Origin of the sequence: Aeromicrobium fastidiosum, from assembly GCF_017876595.1 — a bacterium.
In the GTDB taxonomy this organism is placed as follows: domain Bacteria; phylum Actinomycetota; class Actinomycetes; order Propionibacteriales; family Nocardioidaceae; genus Aeromicrobium; species Aeromicrobium fastidiosum.
Genome location: NZ_JAGIOG010000001.1, coordinates 3,285,396 through 3,305,779 on the forward strand (window position 1 = coordinate 3,285,396; position 20,384 = coordinate 3,305,779).

Consider the following 20,384-nt stretch of genomic DNA (forward strand, 5'->3'; position numbering starts at 1 on the left):
GAAGCAGCCTACGAGCCCGCGAGAGCGGAGGCCGCCAACATGGGCTTGAGGAACGATCCGGTGTAGCTCGCCTCGACCTCGGCGACCTGCTCAGGGGTGCCCTCGGCCACCAGCGTGCCGCCGCCGCTGCCGCCCTCGGGACCCATGTCGATGACCCAGTCGGCGGTCTTGATGACGTCGAGGTTGTGCTCGATGACGATGACCGAGTTGCCGGTGTCGACGATGCGCTGCAGCACGAGCAGCAGCTTGCGGATGTCCTCGAAGTGCAGGCCCGTCGTGGGCTCGTCGAGCACGTAGACCGTGCGTCCGGTCGACCGCTTCTGCAGCTCGGCCGAGAGCTTGACGCGCTGCGACTCACCACCCGACAGGGTCGTGGCGGGCTGCCCCAGGCGGACGTAGCCGAGACCCACCTCGACGAGCGTCCGCAGGTGACGCGCGATGACCGGGATGGCCTCGAAGAACTCGACGGCCTCCTCGATCGGCATGTCGAGGACGTCGGCGATCGACTTGCCCTTGTAGTGCACCTCGAGCGTCTCGCGGTTGTAGCGCGCGCCGTGGCAGACCTCGCACGGCACGTAGACGTCGGGCAAGAAGTTCATCTCGATCTTGATCGTGCCGTCGCCGGAGCACGCCTCGCAGCGTCCGCCCTTGACGTTGAACGAGAAGCGTCCTTGCAGGTAGCCCCGCATCTTGGCCTCGGGCGTCTGCGCGAACAGCTTGCGGACGTGGTCGAAGACGCCGGTGTAGGTCGCCGGGTTGGAGCGCGGTGTGCGCCCGATCGGCGACTGGTCGACGTGGATGACCTTGTCGACCTCGTCGAGGCCCGTGATGGTGCGGTGACGTCCGGGGATCGTGCGCGCACCGTAGATCGACCGGGCCAGCTGCGTGTAGAGGATGTCGTTGACCAGGCTCGACTTGCCCGATCCGGACACGCCCGTGACGGCGACGAACATGCCGAGCGGGAAGCCGACGTCGATGTTCTGGAGGTTGTTCTCCTTGGCTCCGAGCACCTTGAGCTCGCGGCCCTTGACCTTCTTGCGGCGCTTGTCGGGGACGGGGATCGACTTGCGGCCCGACAGGTACTGCCCCGTGAGCGAGTGCTCGCTCTCGTAGAGCTCCTTGACCGGACCGGAGACGATGACCTGTCCGCCGTGCTCGCCGGCACCGGGGCCGATGTCGACGGCCCAGTCGGCGGCGCGGATCGTGTCCTCGTCGTGCTCGACGACGATCAGCGTGTTGCCGAGGTCACGCAGGCGCACGAGCGTCTCGATGAGCCGCTGGTTGTCACGCTGGTGCAGGCCGATCGAGGGCTCGTCGAGGACGTAGAGGACGCCGACCAGACCCGCGCCGATCTGCGTCGCGAGGCGGATGCGCTGGGCCTCGCCGCCCGACAGGGAGCCGGCGGCGCGGTCGAGCGCCAGGTAGTGCAGGCCGACGTCGAGCAGGAAGCGGAGGCGCTCGTTGATCTCCTTGAGCACCCGCTCGCCGATCTGGCGCTCACGGTCGCTCATCTCGAGCGTCGCGAGGTAGTCGCTGGCCTCGCGGATCGACATGGCCGACACCTCGGCGATGTTCTTGGGGCCGTGCTCGACGGAGTTGAGGGTCACCGCGAGGATGACCGGTCGCAGCCTCGTGCCGTTGCACACCCGGCACGGGACCTCGCGCATGAAGCCCTCGAGCCGCTCCTTGCTGGTCTCGGACTCGGTCTCGGCGTGACGCCGCTCGATGTAGGTGATCGCGCCCTCGAACTCGGTGTAGTACGAGCGGACGCGGCCGTAGCGGTTCTTGTAGCGGACGTGCACCTGGGTGGGGTGCCCGTGCAGGATCGCGTCCTGCACCTCGGAGGACAGATCGCCCCACGGGGTGTCGGCGCTGAAGCCGAGCTCGTCGGCGAGTGCCCCGACCAGGCGCGAGTAGTAGTCGGCCACGTGGGCCGACGCCCACGGGACGACGGCGCCGTCGTTGAGCGACTTGGCGTCGTCGGGGACGACGAGCTCGGCGTCGACCTCCATGCGCGTGCCGAGGCCGTGGCACTCGGGGCACGCGCCGAACGGGGCGTTGAACGAGAACGACCGCGGCTCGAGCTCGTCGACCTCGAGCGGGTGGTCGTTGGGGCACGCGAGCTTCTCGGAGAATCGTCGCGTGCGGTTCTCGTCCTTCTCGTCGAGGTCGACGTAGTCGATGATGACCAGGCCGTCGGCGAGGTTGAGCGCGGTCTCGATCGACTCGGTGAGGCGCTGCTGCGAGCTGGCCTTGACCTGCAGGCGGTCGACGACGACGTCGATCGTGTGCTTCTTCTGCTTGGCCAGCTTGGGCGGCTCGTCGGACAGCATGTGCACCTCGCCGTCGACGACCGTACGGCTGAAGCCCTGCGTCTGCAGCTGGCGGAACAGCTCGAGGTACTCGCCCTTGCGGCCGCGGATGACCGGGGCGAGCACCTGGAACCGGGTGCCCTCGTCGCCGGTCATGATGCGGTCGACGATCTGCTGCGGCGTCTGGCGCGCGATGGGCTCGCCGCACGTGGGGCAGTGCGCGCGTCCGGCGCGGGCGTAGAGCAGGCGCAGGTAGTCGTAGACCTCGGTGATCGTGCCGACGGTCGAGCGCGGGTTGCGGCTCGTGGACTTCTGGTCGATCGAGACCGCGGGCGACAGGCCCTCGATGAAGTCGACGTCGGGCTTGTCCATCTGGCCGAGGAACTGGCGCGCGTAGGCTGACAGCGACTCGACGTAGCGGCGCTGGCCCTCGGCGAAGATCGTGTCGAACGCGAGGGACGACTTGCCCGAGCCCGACAGCCCCGTGAAGACGATCAGGGAGTCTCGCGGCAGGTCGAGCGAGACGTCCTTGAGGTTGTGCTCGCGTGCGCCGCGGATGACGAGGCGATCGGTCACTGGCTCCCCTGAGAGGTAGTAGATGGGGGCAGAGCTCTGCCCTCCACGATGGTAACGACGGGGTCCGACAGTTTCTTTCCGGCGACCACGCTCTGTGCCCCGCATCACCCCTCGGGCGGCGGCCGGCGGCGGCCCACCGGCTCTGGCAGGCTGACCCCATGACGTACACCGGAGAAGTCGAGGTCGGCGGCCCCGCCGACGTCCAGACCGCGGGCGACCTGCTCATCACCAAGATCGCCGTGGGCGAGATGAACAACAACGCCTACCTGCTGCGCTGCGTGCTGACCGGCGAGCAGGCGCTCATCGACGCGGCCAACGAGTACGAGCGACTGCTCGAGCTGATCGGCACCGACGGCCTCGCCCGCGTCGTCACGACCCACCGCCACGGCGACCACTGGCAGGCGCTCGCCACGATCGTCGAGCGCACGGGTGCCGAGACCGTCGCCGGCGAGCGCGACGCCGACGAGCTGCCCGTCCCCGTCGACCTCCGCGTGCAGACCGGGGCCCGCGTGCGGGTCGGTTCGTGCGAGCTCGAGGTCATCGAGATCGCCGGCCACACCCCCGGCTCGATCGCGCTGGCCTACGACGACCCCGACGGCATCGTGCACCTGTTCACCGGCGACTCGCTGTTCCCGGGCGGTGTCGGCAAGACCTGGTCGCCCGAGGACTTCACGACCCTGGTCGACGAGGTCGAGACCAAGATCTTCGGGGCCTACCCCGACGACACCCGCGTCTACCCCGGCCACGGGAAAGATACAACACTGGGTGTCGAGCGCCCTCACCTCGCGGAGTGGCGCGAGCGCGGCTGGTGAGATCAACAGCAGGCCCTGGTCCCTTGCCAACTCTGACCCCTTGCGCTTGAGGTCCACGACGGTCTTCGATCGGCCCATCATGTTGAACGACTTCGGGACGTTCTCGTCCGGCTCGTCGGTTCCTTTGCCCCGTATCCGATGCAACGGCCCGCGTTGTGCCACTACTCGTTGCGCTTCGGCTTCTCGACGTGGCTGTCGATCAGAAATCCCGCGATGGCGAAGCCCGCGTTGGCAGCGAGTTTCGCGTGACGCGGTGCGGGCCGCGAGGACACCTTGCCGCGCCCGTGGGCGTCGCTCAGTCGGTTCCTCATACCTGCCAGCCCGTCGACCACCGTTACTACACCGCTGAGAATCTGCTTGATGATCTGTTCGCTGTGCTGGTCTGGCGCAATGTCCATCGAGCGTGCAGCGGCCTTGTAGAGGCGAGAAAGATCCCAGCCATCTTCGTAGGGCTCTGAGCGCTCCTCACAGATGTGTTTGCAGACGCTCTCCAAAGTCGTGCGAGTCGCAGTAATCGCTCCCTCGGGGTCGCTGACGACCTTGTCGAGGGCGGCAGTCCAACTGCGGGCCACCGCCTCCCAGTCTTCTAACTCGTCAAGGCGGTCGGATACCGACATCGCGCCGGGCGTAGTGCCGGAGAGCAACATGCCACGCAACTTCGCGATGTCCTCGTCGCTTGGCATCGAGTACTTCGAGTAGCCGTCGTAAGTACACATGTCGAGCAGGAACCGACGCTGATCATCCAGCGTCATGGACAGGAGTCCCTGCTCGAACAATTGCCGGCGCGAGGCCCCTCCCCCGCCCCACCCGGCGTAGGGTCCGAGTTCGTCCGTGTAGTCAGCGAAAATGTCATGGATCTCGGGACCGCTGAAGCCGGTGTCACGAGCGAACATGTTCGTCGCCAGTTTGACGATCCGCTGAGGCAACTTCTCTGAATCCGACATCCGGCAATTCTCCAACAACAGCAGGTTCGGGCGGGGCGGCACGCTGTGCGCCTACTCGAGAGCCGGGCAGCATTCCGGGCTACTCAATCCCGTGAGTGTCGGGGCCGCCCCGACAGTTCCTCGGGAAGCGCTTCGCCTCCTCGGCGTCAGCGTCGTAGCGGTAGTCATCGGAGCGGCGGCTATCCGCTCACGAAGTGTTCCTGTATGAGTGAACGCTCCGGCCCTGACCGGTACCGGTTGACAGGCGTCGCCGGGGGGCCCGCCGGGCAACGCGGGGTGCACCGCGCTCACCGCCTATGACTACTCGTGCGTCAGATCGCCTGACAGGCGCTGCGCAAGCACCGACCTGCCGATGCCCGGCGCCTCTGCACAGTGGTCCGCATCGGTGTCAACCGACGAGGTTCATGGCTCAGACGGCAAGATCATTTCGGCGCTTGGTTCATCGGTCCACCACGGCGTGTCCGGGTGCTGGTCGATCTCGTCCTTGAACCACTGGGTCTTCTGAACCTTGCGCCAGTCGGCTCGGAGCCGAACCTTCTCGATGGCGTTCAGGGTCGTATCCATTCGGGTCACGAGAATGAAGAGATTGCGGCACTTGTTCACCGCACCGTGTTCATCAGGTGGGACTTCCATGCCATGAGCAACCTTCGCCACAGCGCGACTGCCGATGATCTGGACAAGTGCCGCTTGTCGATAGACCTCGTTCATGATCTCTAACGTGCGCTGAGATTCTTCCGGAGACCGCGTATTCGGATCGGCCTCGCTCAGGAGGTCATCGCCGAAGATGTTGAAAATCTTCGAGAATTCCGAGTACACGTTCATCCGCTCTACCCGATGGTTCCAACCTCGCTGCACGACAAGACCGATGAGCACGCCAACGAGGGCAATTGCTGCCGGGAGGTAGTCCTTCACCACAGCAACCCTAGGTGACTGCGGACGGCGTCGGCCGCCAGCGCAATCCGAGCATGCGTTTTTCCCGCGCCTCGAACGCAAGATCAAGCGCGCTCGAGGACCACGGCCTGCACTCCGCCACCAGCCTGATCTCACCAGTTCTGCGGCCGGGCGTAATTGACGAATTGCGGATCGAGACATACTCCCCAGCGCCTAAGGTGGAGTTCGTGGATCAGGCGGCACCAGGTGGAGGCGGATCGGCACCGCACCCACGAGGTTAGACATCGTCGCTTCTGGCGAAGCCCCAAAGTATGCGCTTGATAATCGCTTGATAGAGACTTGTGAGGCCGATGCAGTTCGATGAGAACTACTTATCCTCGACAGGTTCTAGCCCGTTTGCGACGCTCTCGAGCACTTCGATGGTCGCTCGCGCAAGGACAACGAAAGATTTACGGTCTGCACGCAAGACTGAGCCGTCAGATGCGAACCCGTAAGTGGCCGGGAAGTGCCGAGCGCGAGCGCCTGTCATTCCTGATTCGAGGATGCTCAAGTGGCCGAGGAGCCCGATCGCCCCACCCTTGTCCCAGTCCGATGGGGTCGTCGGAAGTCTGCCCGAACCCCCTCGCGGGTGCCGCGTGTATTTCGACAATGAGTACAAGAGACCTCTAGCCGCCCGCACTCGAGTCTCGATCTCGTTGATGGCCACGTCGAGAATCTCGTCATCAGCAGTTGCGCGGAGTTCTGCCAGAGACGCCAAGGAAATGTTGCTAAATCGTGCCGCCTCATAGGCCCCACTCTGGTAGCCACCTTCAGCAAGAAGAATCCCTTTGTCCCCACCCACATCGTCGACAATTTGTCTCAGCAGAAGTGGGCGATCCTTCGATATGGGTCGAGCGTGATGCTTGCATTCGACAATCCACAAGTGCTCCAAGCCAGCCCTTTCGAAGCGGACTACAACATCGAGGTCATGGGATGTTCGCGCACCCTCGAGAGTTACGTCCGTCTCTGAAGCCAAACCGAGTTCTCGGAAGTACGCGGCGGCCTCCTCCTGGTACTGACGCCAAGGCTTCACGGAGTCCTCCAAAGTTCGGGCCGGAAAACGATGATGTGCGGGGAGTTACGGGCGCAGGTCGGCTGGCGGGGTTAGTCGTCATCTTCACTTGGCGCTCCGGACCGCGCCATCACCGAGCACCCGTTTGGCTGGAAGCACCTCGCCAATTCCGGTATGCGCGTGTGCCGACAAGCACACTAGCCAGCAGGCAGAAGATAACCGCGAGTATCAAGCCCGCAAGGTCAGCCCGGTCCTTGGTTTCTGAAAGCGTTCCGAGGCCGGTGATCGCGCTACAGAACAGGATGAAAGCAAGGACGGCCTGAATCGTGCCTCTGTTGAAACGTCGGCGATCGTAGATCTTCATGCCAGCGAACGAGTCCACCTTTCGAAGCCGTGCTCCCGCTGCCACCGGCCGGTGTCGCGTTTGCATTGGCTGCTGGTCCATCGCCGCTCGCCTCGCCACTACACCGTGTGCCGCTCGATTGATGGCGGTGATCGCTCCGATGATGTCGTAGGTATAAAGCGCGATGCCGATCTCGTCGGCTACTTCGATCGCCTTCTTGGAGTAGGACGAGCCTGAGAAAAAGATCAATTGCGAACCGGGGTGCTTGTAACTCGCGCCGTAAAGCCGCTGGATGTCTGGTGCTCCGGTCTGCGACGACTTGAACTTCACCTGTGCCACAACTCCCCTGCCGATGACATCGATGCCGCCGTCCGGACCGGTCTCGGTGACACGTGCGTCCGTCCATCCCCAATGCCTGACCCAGGCAGCGGCGTTCTCCTCAGCCTGCTGCCACGTCGAGACGTAGGAAGGCTGCGCGTTAGTCACATTACGACCCTAATGCGACGACCGGACACTAGTCGGTTCTTCGGGGCATCGCGCCTCACCCACCCGAGCGTCGCGCCCTTGCCCCACTTGCAGGTGTCGCGGAGAAGTCGCGGGTTACGTAAGGTTCGGGCTACCGCCCGACGCTTCACGCTGCCCGAGGTCCCGTCCGTTCGGGCCGAGGCCAGTCCCCCGGAGTCCGGGTCGATCTACGGGACGTAAACGTCCGGAGCGCCAGGACCTTCCATTCCAATCTCTGTCTCGATCTCCGCCCGAATTGCTTTGACGAACTCGTTGATCGACGCGACATGCGGTTCGATCAGCCGCCCGCGCTTGGCAGCCAGGAACTCGGCGTTCTTGTGCATCTTCGGACTGTCCCTGAACCTCGACGGCAAGGCGAACTCGTAAGACATTGTCGTCGTTTCAAAAGCCCGCGTACTTGCCGTCGGATAGTCCCCGACGATGCGGTGCCCTTTTTCCTCGGCAATGCCGACATGCCGGCAATGGGAGCACTAATCTACGCGGCACTGAAATGGCCGCGCGGTCACCGCGACGCTGCCCGCTCCGCACTCCGCTCAGTTCGATCCGATATTGAGAAACACAACCTGAGATGTCGCGAACTGTTGTCTGAGCACGAGCGTCTGGAAGGTCGCCGACGATTCCGTAGGCACTAGGCGTGGTGAACGAGAACTTCTGACCTCAAAAACTGCCGAGACCGCCAGACCGGACCGGCGAGACTGTCCAGGTTCAGACCCGAAGTACGGCAAACTGCGGACTGTGAATGCCACGATCTATGAAGTTCTGACCGAACTACGCAATCGATCGCTGAATGAGGGCGACAAGGTTCGAGGGTCTGGCCGGGCATACCTGCTCAATGACCCCGAGTGGACGGCGCGCTTCAACCAGTTTTGGCCATGGATCGAGAGGCCGGGTCGTGACGACCGCCCCCGCACTGGCACACAGTGACTGACGATCTTCGTAAGTATGGGAAGCCGGTACCGAGTGTCTTTGACCTCTTGGGCCGTGGCGAGGTTGACCTGACCGCAGCGCTCGCTTGGACGCTTCGGCAGTCCCCTGCTCTACTCGCGGCGTTCTGGGATCGAGTAGACGCTCCGGGTTCTGCGACTGACGCCGTCATCGACCTCGAAGTTGCAGATGACCAAGGACGGACCGATCTCGAGATCGCAAACGAACACGCGACTGTGGTCGTCGAGGCGAAGAAGGGTTGGCTAGTTCCAGGAGAAGCCCAACTGTCAAAGTACGTCCCTCGCCTCAAAGACTCGCCGCATCCCTTACTCGTTTCCCTGTCAGACTCATCCGCTGAATGGGCAGCGACTCAACTGGGCGCAAGCATCGGCGGCATTCCCGTTCGGCACATCCCCTGGGACGCTGTCCGAACTGACCTTCGAGCAATCAGTAAATCGGCTCGCGGGATCGAGCGGCATTGGGTCACTGAGTTAATCAACTACCTAGCAGGAGCGACAGCGATGAGAGACCCGTCGGAACAGTGGGTGTACTGCGTTGTTGCCAGCAAAGGCACAATGGGCGGCCCGCGAACCTTCCGTGACTACGTGACCACTGAACGGTCCTACTTCCACCCATTCGGCGGTCGCAACGGCTGGCCCAAACGCCCGCCAACATTTCTCGCATTTCGGTGGGAAGGGCGGGTCCGGCAGATCAACCGAGTCCTCGACAGCAAGGTTGTGGATCGGCTCCAGGATGAGTGGCCCGACATTCCCACAGGAGCACACGCGGACACGGAATCGCCGCACATCATCTACCGCCTCGGACAGGACATTCCGATCGGCGAAATTCCTACGAAGGGCGTCTACGCCAACGCACGAGTCTGGGCGCTACTCGATCAGATTCTGACCCAGCCAGGGCTCGCAGAGGCTGTGAGATCAAGCAAGAACCTCGTCAGAGCGCCGACCGACTAAGCCCTCCGCCGATTCAAGACGTACCGGCTAACGGTCAACTGAACGGGTCGCGAAAGTCCCCGATGTCGTCGTCAGTCCTGAGATAGTCCGCCGGTCATCGACAGGAGTCACCGAAGAGCGGTTTGGCGTATGCCAGATTTCGTACTAGGGGCTATTAATGGACCGCAGATGATTACCCAGTAGCGACGCGTAAGCCTCCGCAGCGTCGGAGGGACGTAGCGGTCTCACCACTCCCCCGCGATTGAAGAGGACCCTGTTCTCGTCGACAATCACAGATACCTCGTCGTGTCTCGCCGGCAGTCCACGCACCTGAGGAAGAAAGGGCTTGTCTGGGCGGGTTCCCTTCGCTCGCTCGGCCAGATAGAGAGACGGGAAGATCTGATCTGGATGCAGGTCCCGCGACACGTTAGCGCTGGCAAATCCGACCCAGATGAGGATGTCACCGTTAGTCCCTGGAGTTCCCACCTTCGCGAGCCACGTATTCCCGCTAGCGTTCCGCTCGCGCAGCAACTCAAACTCCTCAACGCCCACGGACCCAACTCGATTTACGCGGAATCCATCTATCAAAAGACGTGTCTCAACCTCGTCGAGAAACTGGTCGATCGCTGCAGACCAGCGCATGAACAGCGGTTGCTGTCGCACCTGGAGTTCCTTCTCGAACATCTTCCAGGCGTAGTCAGGGTTCTCCATCTTGATCACCCGCCGATTCAGGGCAGTCATGAAGACTCGGACCAATTGGCTAATGTCGCCCGCCTCGTCGCTATGTGCCAGCGCATCGATGTAACGCCCCCTGTCGGAGGTCGATCGAACGATGAGAGGTGGGAACCCGCCTCTCGCCAAGACGAAGTTGGCGAGAAGCCGAGCGATACGCCCATTGCCGTCATCGAACGGGTGGATATGCGTTAGCCATGCGTGAACCGTCGCAGCCTTCCAGACGAGCGGCGCGTCACAATCGCGGAGCCACATCGTCATCGAGTTCATAGCGTCAGGTACGTCCGACGGCGGAATCGGAACATGTGATGAGCCTTGAATCTCGTTGATCCATTGCTTGTAAGACCCAGCACTGTGATGCCCTGCCAGCACCAGTTCGTGCATCTCCCGGATGTCTGCTTCCGTGACTGGCCGCTCGTGGTCTTCAGCCAGTTGCGATGCCAAGACCCTTGCCGCACCCAATCCAACAACGTCACGCACCTTTGGCTCATCTCGAAGGGCCTCGGCCAACGAGTACTCAGCGAGAGGCGCCTTGCTGTCTAGGAGATCCCGCTGACCGAGCACCTCGTAGGTCTCGGGGAGAGTCGCCAACTTGCCCTCGATGGCGTTGCTTTCGAAGACCTCGATCGTTCGGTTCGCCTTGTGGAGCCGCTCGTCTAGTTGCTTCGACACCATTGCCGATAGTTGAATGCATCGCTGTTCCAAGGATTCAACACGCTCGGCAAGTCCAGCCATCACTTCGAGCCGATCGCCAGATGCATCGATTCCGTAGATCGAGTGCTCTAGACCGGCTTGGACACGTTCGAGTGCCGACTCAGACATGCGCTTGGCTCCTTGAATCGACATTCTGGCTTGGCACCATCAGTAGTTCTCCCGGACGTACTCGTACGTCTTGTCGAACAGGACACCCGCCGCAGGCAGACCGAACTTCCTGAGCGCAGTGCGCAGTTCGCGGCGGACTTTCTTGTCGCCGGCGTCGCTGGTGGTCCATCCGCTGTAGGCGACCTCGTCGACGATCTGGTCGATGCTGGACACGACCTCGGGGATCACGTTGTGGAGGTCAGCCGGAGCGTTCTCCTCCACGATCTGCGTCAGCGCACCACGCTTCGGATCAACCAGGACAGGTGCCGGCGCGTCCCCAGCCCCATTGCTGGCGGCTCGTTCAGCGGCGACGACGTCCTGGGCAATCTTCAGGACTTTTTCTAGGAAGGCGAGTGAGTCCTCGACGCTGCTGATGGCCTGGTCGCGCAACTTCTCGATCCGCTCCGCCAGGCTCTTGTAGACGGCCTCGTCGGGCCCGGCGGCCAGTCGACGCAGCCGGTCCTCGATGGTGTCGAGCACCTGGCCCAGCACGTCGCCGGGGTTCTTGGCGTCTGGCTCGGGCAGCGGCTGACGCAGCGCTTCGGCGATCTCCTTGACCTTCTCGATGCCCTTGGCGTCCAGGGTGACGTTGCGTGAGTAGTTCGCCCGGACGCGGACGTTGCTCATGTGGCTGTGGACGAGGGCGAGTGTCTTGGCACCGAACCGCTCCCACAGGAACGTGTTCGACTCGGTCTTGGGCCGGACAGACTCGTACAACTTGGCGTACCAACGGTAGGACGGCTTAGCCATCTGAAGGGTCGGGTGCGGGTCGAGGAACTCCCAGATGGTCTGGAGACCGACGAAAGCGTCGATGAAGTCGCTACGGGCGTCGGAGTCCTCCGGGATTCGCTCATGGGCCAGCGCGAGCGCCTGGTAGCCGGTGTCGGACTTGTCGATGCCTTCGAACATCGCATCAAGGGTCACCATGTCGGTGAGGAACGTGACCGCCAGTGCTTGAATGTCGGTCGGGTGCACCGCCTCGGGCTCGTTCTCCCCGACCTGCGGACCCAGCAGCGCCTCGCCGATGGCCTTGGCGAGCCCGATGTAGTCGACAACGCGGCCGTACTCCTTGCGCTGCCCGGTCAGCGGGTTCTTCCATGGACGGTTCGGTCGGGTGATCGTCTGGAACAGGTTCGCCGCCTTGAGGGGCTTGTCCAGGTACAGGACACCCTCGATGGGGGCGTTGAAGCCGGTCATCCACTTGGCGGTGACCACTACGAACGACAACGGGTCCTCGACGTTCTTGAACCGCCGCTTGAGTGCCTCCTCCTGCTCGTCGGTCAGCAGGTACTTCTTAAAGTCCTGGGTCTCGCCCTTGGCGTCGTTGACGTGCATGATCACGGCGACCTCACGGGCCTGACCGACCTGCGCGAGCCGGGCCTCGATGGCGTGTGCGTACGCGACGACAAGGTTGCGGTTGTAGGCCACCACCTGTGCCTTCTGACCCAGCGGTGCGACGTGCAGCATGAAGTGCTCGACGATGTCCGCGCAGACGGCCTGGATGCGGTCGGGGTTCGACAGCACCGTCTCCACGTGGGAGGCACGATTGGACAGGAAGACCTTCTTGTCCTCGTCGAGGTCTTCGGTCTCGGCCAGTTCGTCGAACGCGACGTCCAGGTCGTCCTTATTCAAGTCGAAGCCGACCGAGCGACCTTCGACGATCACCGGCTTGGTGAACCCGTCCGCCATCGACTGTTCGGGCGTGTACCGGCTCATGATGAAATCCGGGTCGTCCGGGTCGCCAAACAGGCGGAAAGTGGACCGCTTGCCGTCCTCGATCGCGGTGCCGGTCGCTCCGAAGAACTTCGCGTTCGGAACCGCTGCCCGCCACGCCTTGCCGAAGGTGCCTTCCTGCGAGCGGTGAGCCTCGTCGACGAGCACGATGATGTTGGCGCGGTCGCTGAGGTGGCCAGCGTCAGCGAACTTGTGAACCGTCGTGATGACCACACACGGCTGGTTGCTCTTCAGGATCTTCCACAGTTCACGCGAAGACCCGGGAACCTCCAGCCGGGGCATACCAGCGGTCTCGAACATCTCCGCGGTCTGACGGACCAGGTCCTTGCGGTCGGCGATCACGATGACCGTCGGCGGTGACCCGAACTGCTCGACCACCTTCGGGTCGTTGAGGATTCGTGCTGAGGCGAATGCCATCAGTTCGGTTTTGCCTGATCCCTGGTGGTGCCAAATGAGACCACCTGGTCGACCGTCGAGGACCTTGTCGTGAATCGCCAGTGCGGCCTCGAACTGCGGGTAGCGGGGCAGCAACTTGATGTCGGTCTCGGACGCGTCGCGGGCGTGCCGGTACATGGCGAAGTCCCGCAGGATCGGAAGGATCACCTCAGGACGCAGCAGGAGTCGGGCGGCGCGCTCCACGCGGGCGAACTCGGTCACGCTCTTAGGGTTGTCCTCCAAGGAGCCCCACGGCGCCCAGATTTCCGACTCCGGGTCCGGCACCGCCCGCACCGGCGCCATGCGGAAATCGCGGCCGTCCGTGGCGACGTTGAAGACGTTCGGAGCGAAGAACTGCGGATACTCGACCTCGTAGGTGCCGTAGATGTCGTCGGCCGCGTTGCACCACGACACCTGGTGCTTGACGGGCGTCTTCGTCTCGGCGACCACCAACGGGAACCCGTTGACGTAGTAGACGACATCGAACCGACGCGGTTTCGTGTTGCCACGGATCGTAACCTCGTCAGAGACGACCAGCCGGTTGTTGGCTGGGTCCTCGAAGTCGAAGAACCGCCGCGGCACATGCTGGCCATCGACGGTAGTGAACGAATGATCCCCGCGAAGCATCACCGTGAGTCGCTCGTTAGCCGCGATCAGCCCGTTCTGCGCACCCAGAATCGCCTGATTCAACTGATGAATCACCGCATCCAGATTGGCTTCTGAATCGGGTGCCTGGTTCGGATCGAGTTCCGGGTTGAGGTCGATCAGCGCATCGCGAACCCACGACTCAACGAGCACGTCATGCTCGTCGCGTGGCAGGTCATCGCGGGGAACGTGCTCCCAGCCGGCTTCCTCGGCCCACTCGATCAGCGCGGCCTGAATCGTCGACGACTCAGTGAATCCCATCAGGATGCCTCTTCCAGCAGCGAGTCGTACGACTCGGGAATCTCGATGTCCTGATTCAGAAGCGAGGACAACAGAGCGGACCGGAAAGTACGCAGGTGAGCCAGTTCACCGAGGCCGGCCTCGCCCTTGGCTCGAATACTCAGCACCGTAGACGCGATGTCGCGCTGCTCGCCGGAGTCTGGAAGCGGAATCGGCGTCTGCCGGATCTTTTCTTGACCGATGTTGAACATCGAGGCGCTCGTCCCTGTGGCTGCTCCAGTCAGGTGGTAGCGGGATGCGTTCAGGCCCATCGCCACGACAAGGAAGTCAGGGTCAAGTCCTGCAGCGGGTGTCATTCGGAGCGTCTTATCGCACAGGTATAGACCTGGCCGCACTGTCTCCGGCACCCGACACACGGCGCCCACTCTGTCAGGCGTGTTGGCGCGAGTGATGAGTACGTCTCCGGGCCGCACGCGAGCGGCTTCCGGCATCTGAGTCTCCGGAAAGAGCGCTTTGGATTCCGCAGCCACGAATCGGAAGGGCGTGACGGCACTAACCTTCAGCACACCTCGCTGGTCGACGCTTGGAACTTCCCCTGTCGTCATAGGGCTCCGTCCGCCCGAGATCTCGACCAAGTGGTCGCCGAGGGCAACGGTTGCGTGGCCGCTCAATAGTCTTTCCGCAGTGACCCAAGCCGTTCTGTCGAGTCGCGCCGTCTCGTCCCCCAGGGCCTCGATCTGGGCATCGACGGCGGCCATGACGTCCACGATGCGACGCTGCTCCTCCAGCGAGGGCAGAGCCACAGGTATCCCGCTGAATCGCGAGAACGGCAGGCTTCGTCGGCGATTGACCGTCCCTTGGGCTCTCGCGCCGTACTCAGCCAGCATTCGAGGCTGCTTCACGAGCAATTCGGCATACTCGGGAAGACATACCTCGCTCACGAAGTGCATCGTGGTGTACATCGGACTGATGACGCCGGGTTCTGCCGAGTTATTCCGGGCAATAGACCCTTCGTCGATGTGGATCGTCGAGAAGGCCCACGCCCCGGGCTCGACGATCTTGTAACCATCCAGTTTCGATGACGCGATTCGCTTGTCGAAGTAGTCACTCGCACGCACAAACCCTTCGTACTTCGACAGGCTCATCACGGTCGGCTCCTCGGAGTGAGGTCCAAGTTTTGAGTTGTCGACAGCGAACAGGTCGCCGAGCGTCACTTCGGTCCATGCGGTCACTCGGTCACTCCGAATGCGCTGAGGTCGATGCCGGCAGCAGCGAGGCGCTCGAACATAGTCGACTCGGCTTCGATGCGGTTCTGTCGGGCGTCCGCGTACGCAACCAGGGTGGCGCCCAGGTCGGCGGTCTCCTCGGCGGCGACCTGGATGTACCGGCCCATGTTGAGGTCGAACTGGTTTGCGGCGATCTCGTCTACCGGGACCAGCCGGACGTTGGCGCCCCCGTCGCCGTCCGGGTCCTCACCAGTGCGGTAGGCCTCGATGAGCGTGTCGACGTCGTCGGGGCTCATCAGGTTCTGGTTCTTGCCCGTCACGAACCGGGCGGAGCCGTCGACGAACAAGACGTGGTCCTTGCGCTCGCCGGGCTTCTGGTCTCGGAACACCAGGATGCAGGCCGGAATGGACGTGGAGTAAAAGAGGTTCGGCGGCAGACCGATGACCGCTTCGAGCATGTCCCTCTCGACCAGGCACTCGCGGATCTTCGCCTCAGCGCCACCGCGGAACAAGACACCGTGCGGCATGACGACGCCGACGCGGCCGGTATCGGGCTTCATGGAGGAGATCATGTGCTGGATGAACGCGTAGTCTCCGTTCTTCGCAGGCGGCACACCGCAGAAGGCGCGAGGATCAGCCGGCCAGCGGTCTGCGCCCCAGTCCCGGAGCGAGAAGGGCGGGTTGGCGATCGTCACGTCGAACTGGCGCATCGCACCGTTCGACTCCTTGAACGCCGGTGCGCGCAGGGTATCGCCACGCTTGATGTCGAAGTCCTCGATCTCGTGCAGGAACAGGTTCATCCGCGCGATCGAAGAGGTCGTGAGGTTGACCTCCTGACCGTAGACGCGCAGCGTGCGGTGGTCCTTGCCGTGGTCGCGAACCCGGTTGATCGTCGAGACAAGCATGCCGCCTGAACCGCAGGTCGGGTCGTAGACGGACTCGCCAGGCTCGGGTTCGAGGATGCCGACGATCAGATTGACGACCTCGCGAGGGGTGAAGAACTCCCCAGCCTTCTTGCCGGACTCGTCGGCGAAGTTTTTGAGCAGGTACTCGTAGCCGGCGCCGAGCAGGTCGTGAGACACGGTCGAGGGGTCGAGTTGAATCTCGTTGAACGCCTTAATGAGTCCCAGCAGGGCCGACTCTGGGATGCGCTCCTTGTTGCCCCAGGCGGCGTCGCCGAACACTCCGGCCAGCGAGCGTGGGTTGGCCTTCTCGATTGCCTGAAAGGTCTTGGCGATCTCGGCGCCGAGGTTGTTGATCTTGGTCGTGACGTCTGGCCAGAGCGCCCCGGTCGGCATCTCGAAGCGGTGGAAGTCGGCTTCGATCTCGTCGGTCAGTTCGTCGCCGTACTCGTCGGCGGCTTCGGCGTGCTCGTACAGCCAGGAGTCGCTGATCCACTTCCAGAACAGCATCGGAAAGACGTAGTTCTTAAAGTCGGCGGGATCAACTGGGCCGCGCAGTGCGTTGGCAGCGCTCCAGAGCCGCTTCTCCAAATCGGCTTGGGAGATAGTCACGTTCTTCCTTCGCGCAGTCACAGTTTTGTCCTGTTGCTCCCAGTACCGACAGCAACTCACGTCGGCTCGAACCTATCGCGACTGACGGCACCGACGCGTCGAACAGACGGAATGTCTCAGTCTGAGCGGGCCTCGCGGTAACGGTTCACGAGCGTGGATCGATCGGCTTGCCCCGCGAAGTGGCGCTTCTCCATTGGCAATCCTGTAAAGGCTGGACCGTGCGTATACATAGTGGGCTGGCCGCGATTGGCAATTGCGACATCCCCAGCCTTGTACGCCGGACTTCTCAGGATCAATCTCGACTCTCGCAAGAGCGAACGTCCGCTCATCAGCGACTCACTTCGGCCGCCTTTCGTTCGACACGGCTCGGCGACTGTACTTCTGCTCGCCATCGAAATCGGCCGGGACCCAGTAACTGTTTCTATCGCTTCCTTCGCGTCCACGTGACCGGCATGCTCCCCAAGAACGGAAGAGGCAGTTCGACCCGCATCTCAAAATCGGCAGGTCTGTCGCCCCGAAGTTCTTGCACACGAAAGGAGGCCAAGCGGTGCTCAGTTTCGAAACTCGGTTGCCCCGCGATGATTACGGCCACGGACGCAGTCTCATCGACCTTCAGCAGGAACGGCTCCACCACTATTGCGACGGACGGTCGCCCGCCATTCTGGCTCGCTAGGTAGTCGATACTCGCGGGGGTGGTGCTGCTAACGATCGACAAGGTCTTGAGGCTCATCGCGAGAAGGGCCCCTTCCAGGACTGGCGGAGGGGAAACAAAGCGGAGGTGTCCCCCATCAAAGGATGCCGGTCCAAGGTCATCTGGCCCGAGATTCGTGATGTCGAATCGCACAAGATACGGGTCGGGCATCAGGTGCTTGCCAAGCATCACCTGCAGTTGATCGCGGGAATCGCTGACTTCGACATCTTTCAACAATGCCGACTCAGATAGGCGGCAAACCAGTCGCGACCGCTTGGGATGGTTCCGCTCGTACACCCCCCAGCCGATGCCTACTACACCCAGAACTGTCCCTAGAGCGCCAATCCAGAAGCCCCATGTCGTGTACCAATCGCCATCCATGGCGTGAACGATAGTGCCGTTCGGCCGAGGTCCGCGCTCATATTGGGCGTCGGTGTGGCGCGAATACCCGATCCAATCGAACTAGTGTCAGTCCTCGAGCGGTCGGACTTCCCGCGCGTAGATGAGGTGAACATCGCCGGACTTCACGCTTCGTTCGATTGCCCCGATGTTGTTCGAGATCGATCTCATCGCTTCGAACGGATTCGTGGTGACTGTTCCGGCCAGCCAGAGTCTTCTGTTCGCGGCGTCGTCCCGCAAAGATGATGAAAGTAGCGAACGTGTGCCTAGGAAAACCACACCGCTCCAAGCCTGAAGTTGGGCTTCTTTTAGCAACTCTTCGTCGCTGATTGCAGCGGTGTTCCAACGCAGAAGTTCGACATTCATCGACCCGGACTGCGCGATAGAAGCGGGGAAGCCCTGATCAACCAGCAGCCTCATGATCGGACGGCGAGGATCTGATTCCCCAGCCGCAAGCCTTCACCAATTTCGGTCGGGTCAAGTTCGGGGTAGGCAGAGCGCAGGACATCAATCCCGTGCAAGTTGATCTCGGCAATCGATCGTGCCGACACCCGACGTTCCCGAATTGTTGGCGTTCCAGCCAAGACCGACGGATCAACAGCGGTGCGGGGACTCGGTCGCAACAGGTCAGGTACCACGATGCCGCCACCGATCTTGAAGGACTTTAACGCCTCATCGACGAGGAGGACCCCGTCTAGAGCACGCTGACCGGAAACTAGGCTCTCAAAGCCATCTCCCTTGTCGGTGTACATCTGACCGTGAACGTCGATTGCCACCTGCGTCACCTCCGAGGCTGCCGCAATGTCGTGGAGCCTCCTTGTCAGGTCCTGAGCGGGGCCGCGGAAGTGCTTGTTGCGCGACTTGAACACCTGAATCAGACGCAACGTAATGAGTTGATCAAATGCCCAGTGGTGTTGCGCGCGATCACCTGCAGGCTGCAGTGCCTCTTTCGCAAGCCTCTGCAGGATCGAGCGGGAAGCCCCACCAAGGAAGATCATTTCGGCGGAATCAAAGGCTCCCTCCCCTAAAAGTTCAGGAGAAAAGACATCCGTCGAGGAGAAAGAAGCCGCCCTGCGGGAGTCAAGCAGAACACCTGAAGGCATCGCGGCAGCGACGTCGTTTACAAGCCGCGCGAGTGCGAGTGTCTGCCTAAGATCGGGCGGCACTTGCACCGCAGGAAAGTTCTCAAACCCCGTCAACTTCCGCCAGTGGGCACGGCCGGACCCTCCCCAAACCACAACGGGAAAATTCGCGGAAGCCCACGCTTGGTCGCGGAGAGAACTGAGATCGCTCGAGACGCGCCGGATACGCGCACCGGAGTCGACAAGCGCCGCGGCAACTTTCCAGTACTGGTCTGGCGGAGCGTCCACGTCGCTGAGGTACACGACAGGCGCCACGGCCGAGAAGGTCTGGGGTCGATACTTCCCAGGCCACGACTGAGCGTCGAGTGTTCTCTCCAAATCGCTAGCCGGCTCCAACTCTTTGAGTCGAATCCGAACTATCCGCGTCATTGCGTCCTGAAAACCCCCGGCGTCAACCATCTGAGAAACGTGACTACGGAGTTCAAGAGACGCGTTCGGATTCGACGTCAGGGTGGCAAGCGTGGCCAGTTGGTGCGGATCTTGCCATCGCTTGAAGCCAGCCAGCAGTGAGGCAGCCACCTCGTAGATGTCGAATTGGACGGCAAGTTCTCCCAGCGCCCTCCAGCGGTTGATGTCGACAGCCAGTGGCTGCGAAGCGTAAGCCAAGGCTTGGGGGACGAAAGGTGCTTCCACATCGTCCAACTCGATGAGTAGAGCAGCGAACTCACGCGTAAGATCAGGCGACTCGTAAATGTCTTCGGCAACGAACAAGTCCATGAAGGCCTTCGTCAAGGCCAATTCTGGGGTGATCACTATGCCCTCCATTCCAAGTCTGCCAAGGCTTCAACGGGTACGTCGCCGTCAACAAACTCTTGGATACCGCTGACCAGGCCAGTGGGTCGCCACTGCAAGTTAGGTCCCAGCACACTATCCAGACTGCACGGCCGCCGAACCAGGACCCCGTTATCGACCATCCCTTGCACCTCGAAGTGGAAGATGACGAAGGGCGGATCCTTCTCGAGTTCCAACGCCTGCGACACGGCCGCACCATCTAAACCATTCAGTTTGTGGGCTTCAGCAAGCCAACTGCGCTGCCAAGGGAAAAGAACCGAGTCATCGCGAAGAAAATCTCTCAGGGTTCCAGCCTTATCTCCCTGCGACTCTACGTACCTGACAAAGTCGGAGGACGTCAGGAACGCCTCCTTCACCTCGGGTTTTGCGTGGTAAGTGCGGAAAGCAGCGGCTGTCACGGCTCGGCAGAGGCTGGTCGCAGGCAGCCGCCGATCAAGGGTAGGGAGTACCTCGATGGCCTGGCGCTGCAGTCGCTCAAGAACAATCTCAGGATTGGTCGAAGCGGTGCGCAGTTGGCGCGCGCGACGCCGCTGGGACGGCGCCAGCGAACTGTCGGCCTGCACCTTCTCCAGGAGCAGGCGCGCCTGCCCCGGATCCAGTGTGGGTCTCACCATATCTCGACAGTAAGGGACGGCGACGAGTCCG

General features: G+C 62.4%; 16 protein-coding genes. 2 read left to right on the plus strand and 14 right to left on the minus strand.

Going from position 1 to position 20,384, the window contains the following annotated elements:
• Positions 1–8: 8 nt before the first annotated feature.
• The gene (uvrA, locus tag JOF40_RS16425; protein ID WP_129183585.1) at positions 9–2,888 is read right to left on the minus strand and encodes an excinuclease ABC subunit UvrA; all 2,880 of its coding nucleotides are present in this window, start codon (positions 2,886–2,888) and stop codon (positions 9–11) included.
• A 158-nt stretch (positions 2,889–3,046) separates the two neighbouring features.
• On the opposite strand from uvrA, the gene JOF40_RS16430 reads away from it, so the two are divergent.
• A complete protein-coding gene (locus tag JOF40_RS16430; protein WP_129183583.1) occupies positions 3,047–3,700 on the plus strand; it encodes an MBL fold metallo-hydrolase in 654 nt (217 codons plus the stop codon).
• A 161-nt stretch (positions 3,701–3,861) separates the two neighbouring features.
• On the opposite strand, the gene JOF40_RS16435 is transcribed toward JOF40_RS16430, so the two are convergent.
• From JOF40_RS16435 to JOF40_RS16455, 5 genes are all read right to left on the minus strand, one after another.
• Positions 3,862–4,644, minus strand: a complete 783-nt coding sequence (locus JOF40_RS16435; protein WP_129183581.1) for an abortive infection family protein — start codon at positions 4,642–4,644, stop codon at positions 3,862–3,864.
• Between the two features lie 402 nt (positions 4,645–5,046).
• Positions 5,047–5,556 (minus strand): hypothetical protein, encoded by a 510-nt coding sequence (locus JOF40_RS16440; protein ID WP_129183579.1) that lies wholly within the window; start codon positions 5,554–5,556, stop codon positions 5,047–5,049.
• A gap of 346 nt (positions 5,557–5,902) precedes the next feature.
• Positions 5,903–6,607: a restriction endonuclease gene (locus tag JOF40_RS20390; protein ID WP_188111802.1), complete on the minus strand. Its 705-nt coding sequence runs from the start codon at positions 6,605–6,607 to the stop codon at positions 5,903–5,905.
• Between the two features lie 109 nt (positions 6,608–6,716).
• Positions 6,717–7,415, minus strand: coding sequence for a restriction endonuclease (locus JOF40_RS16450; RefSeq protein ID WP_129183575.1), 699 nt, complete (start codon positions 7,413–7,415; stop codon positions 6,717–6,719).
• Positions 7,416–7,621: 206 nt separating this feature from the next.
• Positions 7,622–7,777 carry a hypothetical protein gene (locus JOF40_RS16455; RefSeq protein ID WP_188111801.1) on the minus strand — a complete coding sequence of 52 codons (156 nt, stop codon included), beginning with the start codon at positions 7,775–7,777 and terminating at the stop codon, positions 7,622–7,624.
• Positions 7,778–8,374: 597 nt separating this feature from the next.
• Between JOF40_RS16455 and JOF40_RS16460 the strand changes: the two genes are divergently transcribed.
• Positions 8,375–9,349 (plus strand): hypothetical protein, encoded by a 975-nt coding sequence (locus tag JOF40_RS16460; RefSeq protein ID WP_129183573.1) that lies wholly within the window; start codon positions 8,375–8,377, stop codon positions 9,347–9,349.
• 144 nt (positions 9,350–9,493) lie between these two features.
• Here JOF40_RS16460 and JOF40_RS16465 read toward each other — a convergent pair whose 3' ends face one another.
• From JOF40_RS16465 to JOF40_RS16500, 8 genes are all read right to left on the minus strand, one after another.
• Positions 9,494–10,882: a Fic family protein gene (locus tag JOF40_RS16465; protein WP_188111800.1), complete on the minus strand. Its 1,389-nt coding sequence runs from the start codon at positions 10,880–10,882 to the stop codon at positions 9,494–9,496.
• Positions 10,883–10,921: 39 nt separating this feature from the next.
• Positions 10,922–13,996 carry a type I restriction endonuclease subunit R gene (locus JOF40_RS16470; protein WP_129183569.1) on the minus strand — a complete coding sequence of 1,025 codons (3,075 nt, stop codon included), beginning with the start codon at positions 13,994–13,996 and terminating at the stop codon, positions 10,922–10,924.
• A complete protein-coding gene (locus JOF40_RS16475) occupies positions 13,996–15,207 on the minus strand; it encodes a restriction endonuclease subunit S (RefSeq protein ID WP_129183567.1) in 1,212 nt (403 codons plus the stop codon). The genes JOF40_RS16470 and JOF40_RS16475 overlap by 1 nt, the downstream gene beginning before the upstream one ends.
• Positions 15,204–16,715, minus strand: a complete 1,512-nt coding sequence (locus JOF40_RS16480) for a type I restriction-modification system subunit M (RefSeq protein ID WP_188111862.1) — start codon at positions 16,713–16,715, stop codon at positions 15,204–15,206. Before JOF40_RS16480 ends, JOF40_RS16475 begins: the two co-directional genes overlap by 4 nt.
• Positions 16,716–17,136: 421 nt before the next feature.
• The gene (locus tag JOF40_RS16485) at positions 17,137–17,787 is read right to left on the minus strand and encodes a hypothetical protein (RefSeq protein WP_129183565.1); all 651 of its coding nucleotides are present in this window, start codon (positions 17,785–17,787) and stop codon (positions 17,137–17,139) included.
• Positions 17,788–17,874: 87 nt separating this feature from the next.
• Complete coding sequence (locus JOF40_RS16490) at positions 17,875–18,225, minus strand: hypothetical protein (protein ID WP_129183563.1); 351 nt, start codon at positions 18,223–18,225, stop codon at positions 17,875–17,877.
• Positions 18,222–19,679: a DUF433 domain-containing protein gene (locus JOF40_RS16495; protein ID WP_129183561.1), complete on the minus strand. Its 1,458-nt coding sequence runs from the start codon at positions 19,677–19,679 to the stop codon at positions 18,222–18,224. Before JOF40_RS16495 ends, JOF40_RS16490 begins: the two co-directional genes overlap by 4 nt.
• Before the next feature lie 20 nt (positions 19,680–19,699).
• Positions 19,700–20,353: a hypothetical protein gene (locus JOF40_RS16500; RefSeq protein ID WP_129183559.1), complete on the minus strand. Its 654-nt coding sequence runs from the start codon at positions 20,351–20,353 to the stop codon at positions 19,700–19,702.
• Between the last annotated feature and the right edge of the window lie 31 nt (positions 20,354–20,384).

Coding starts and splice junctions, on each gene's coding strand:
- JOF40_RS16470 (WP_129183569.1), bottom strand. CDS start 13,996: ATGGGATTCACTGAGTCGTCGACGATTCAGGCCGCGCTGATCGAGTGG.
- JOF40_RS16500 (WP_129183559.1), bottom strand. CDS start 20,353: ATGGTGAGACCCACACTGGATCCGGGGCAGGCGCGCCTGCTCCTGGAG.
- JOF40_RS16485 (WP_129183565.1), bottom strand. CDS start 17,787: ATGGATGGCGATTGGTACACGACATGGGGCTTCTGGATTGGCGCTCTA.
- JOF40_RS16465 (WP_188111800.1), bottom strand. CDS start 10,882: ATGTCTGAGTCGGCACTCGAACGTGTCCAAGCCGGTCTAGAGCACTCG.
- JOF40_RS16455 (WP_188111801.1), bottom strand. CDS start 7,777: ATGCACAAGAACGCCGAGTTCCTGGCTGCCAAGCGCGGGCGGCTGATC.
- JOF40_RS16430 (WP_129183583.1), top strand. CDS start 3,047: ATGACGTACACCGGAGAAGTCGAGGTCGGCGGCCCCGCCGACGTCCAG.
- JOF40_RS16490 (WP_129183563.1), bottom strand. CDS start 18,225: ATGAGGCTGCTGGTTGATCAGGGCTTCCCCGCTTCTATCGCGCAGTCC.
- JOF40_RS16435 (WP_129183581.1), bottom strand. CDS start 4,644: ATGTCGGATTCAGAGAAGTTGCCTCAGCGGATCGTCAAACTGGCGACG.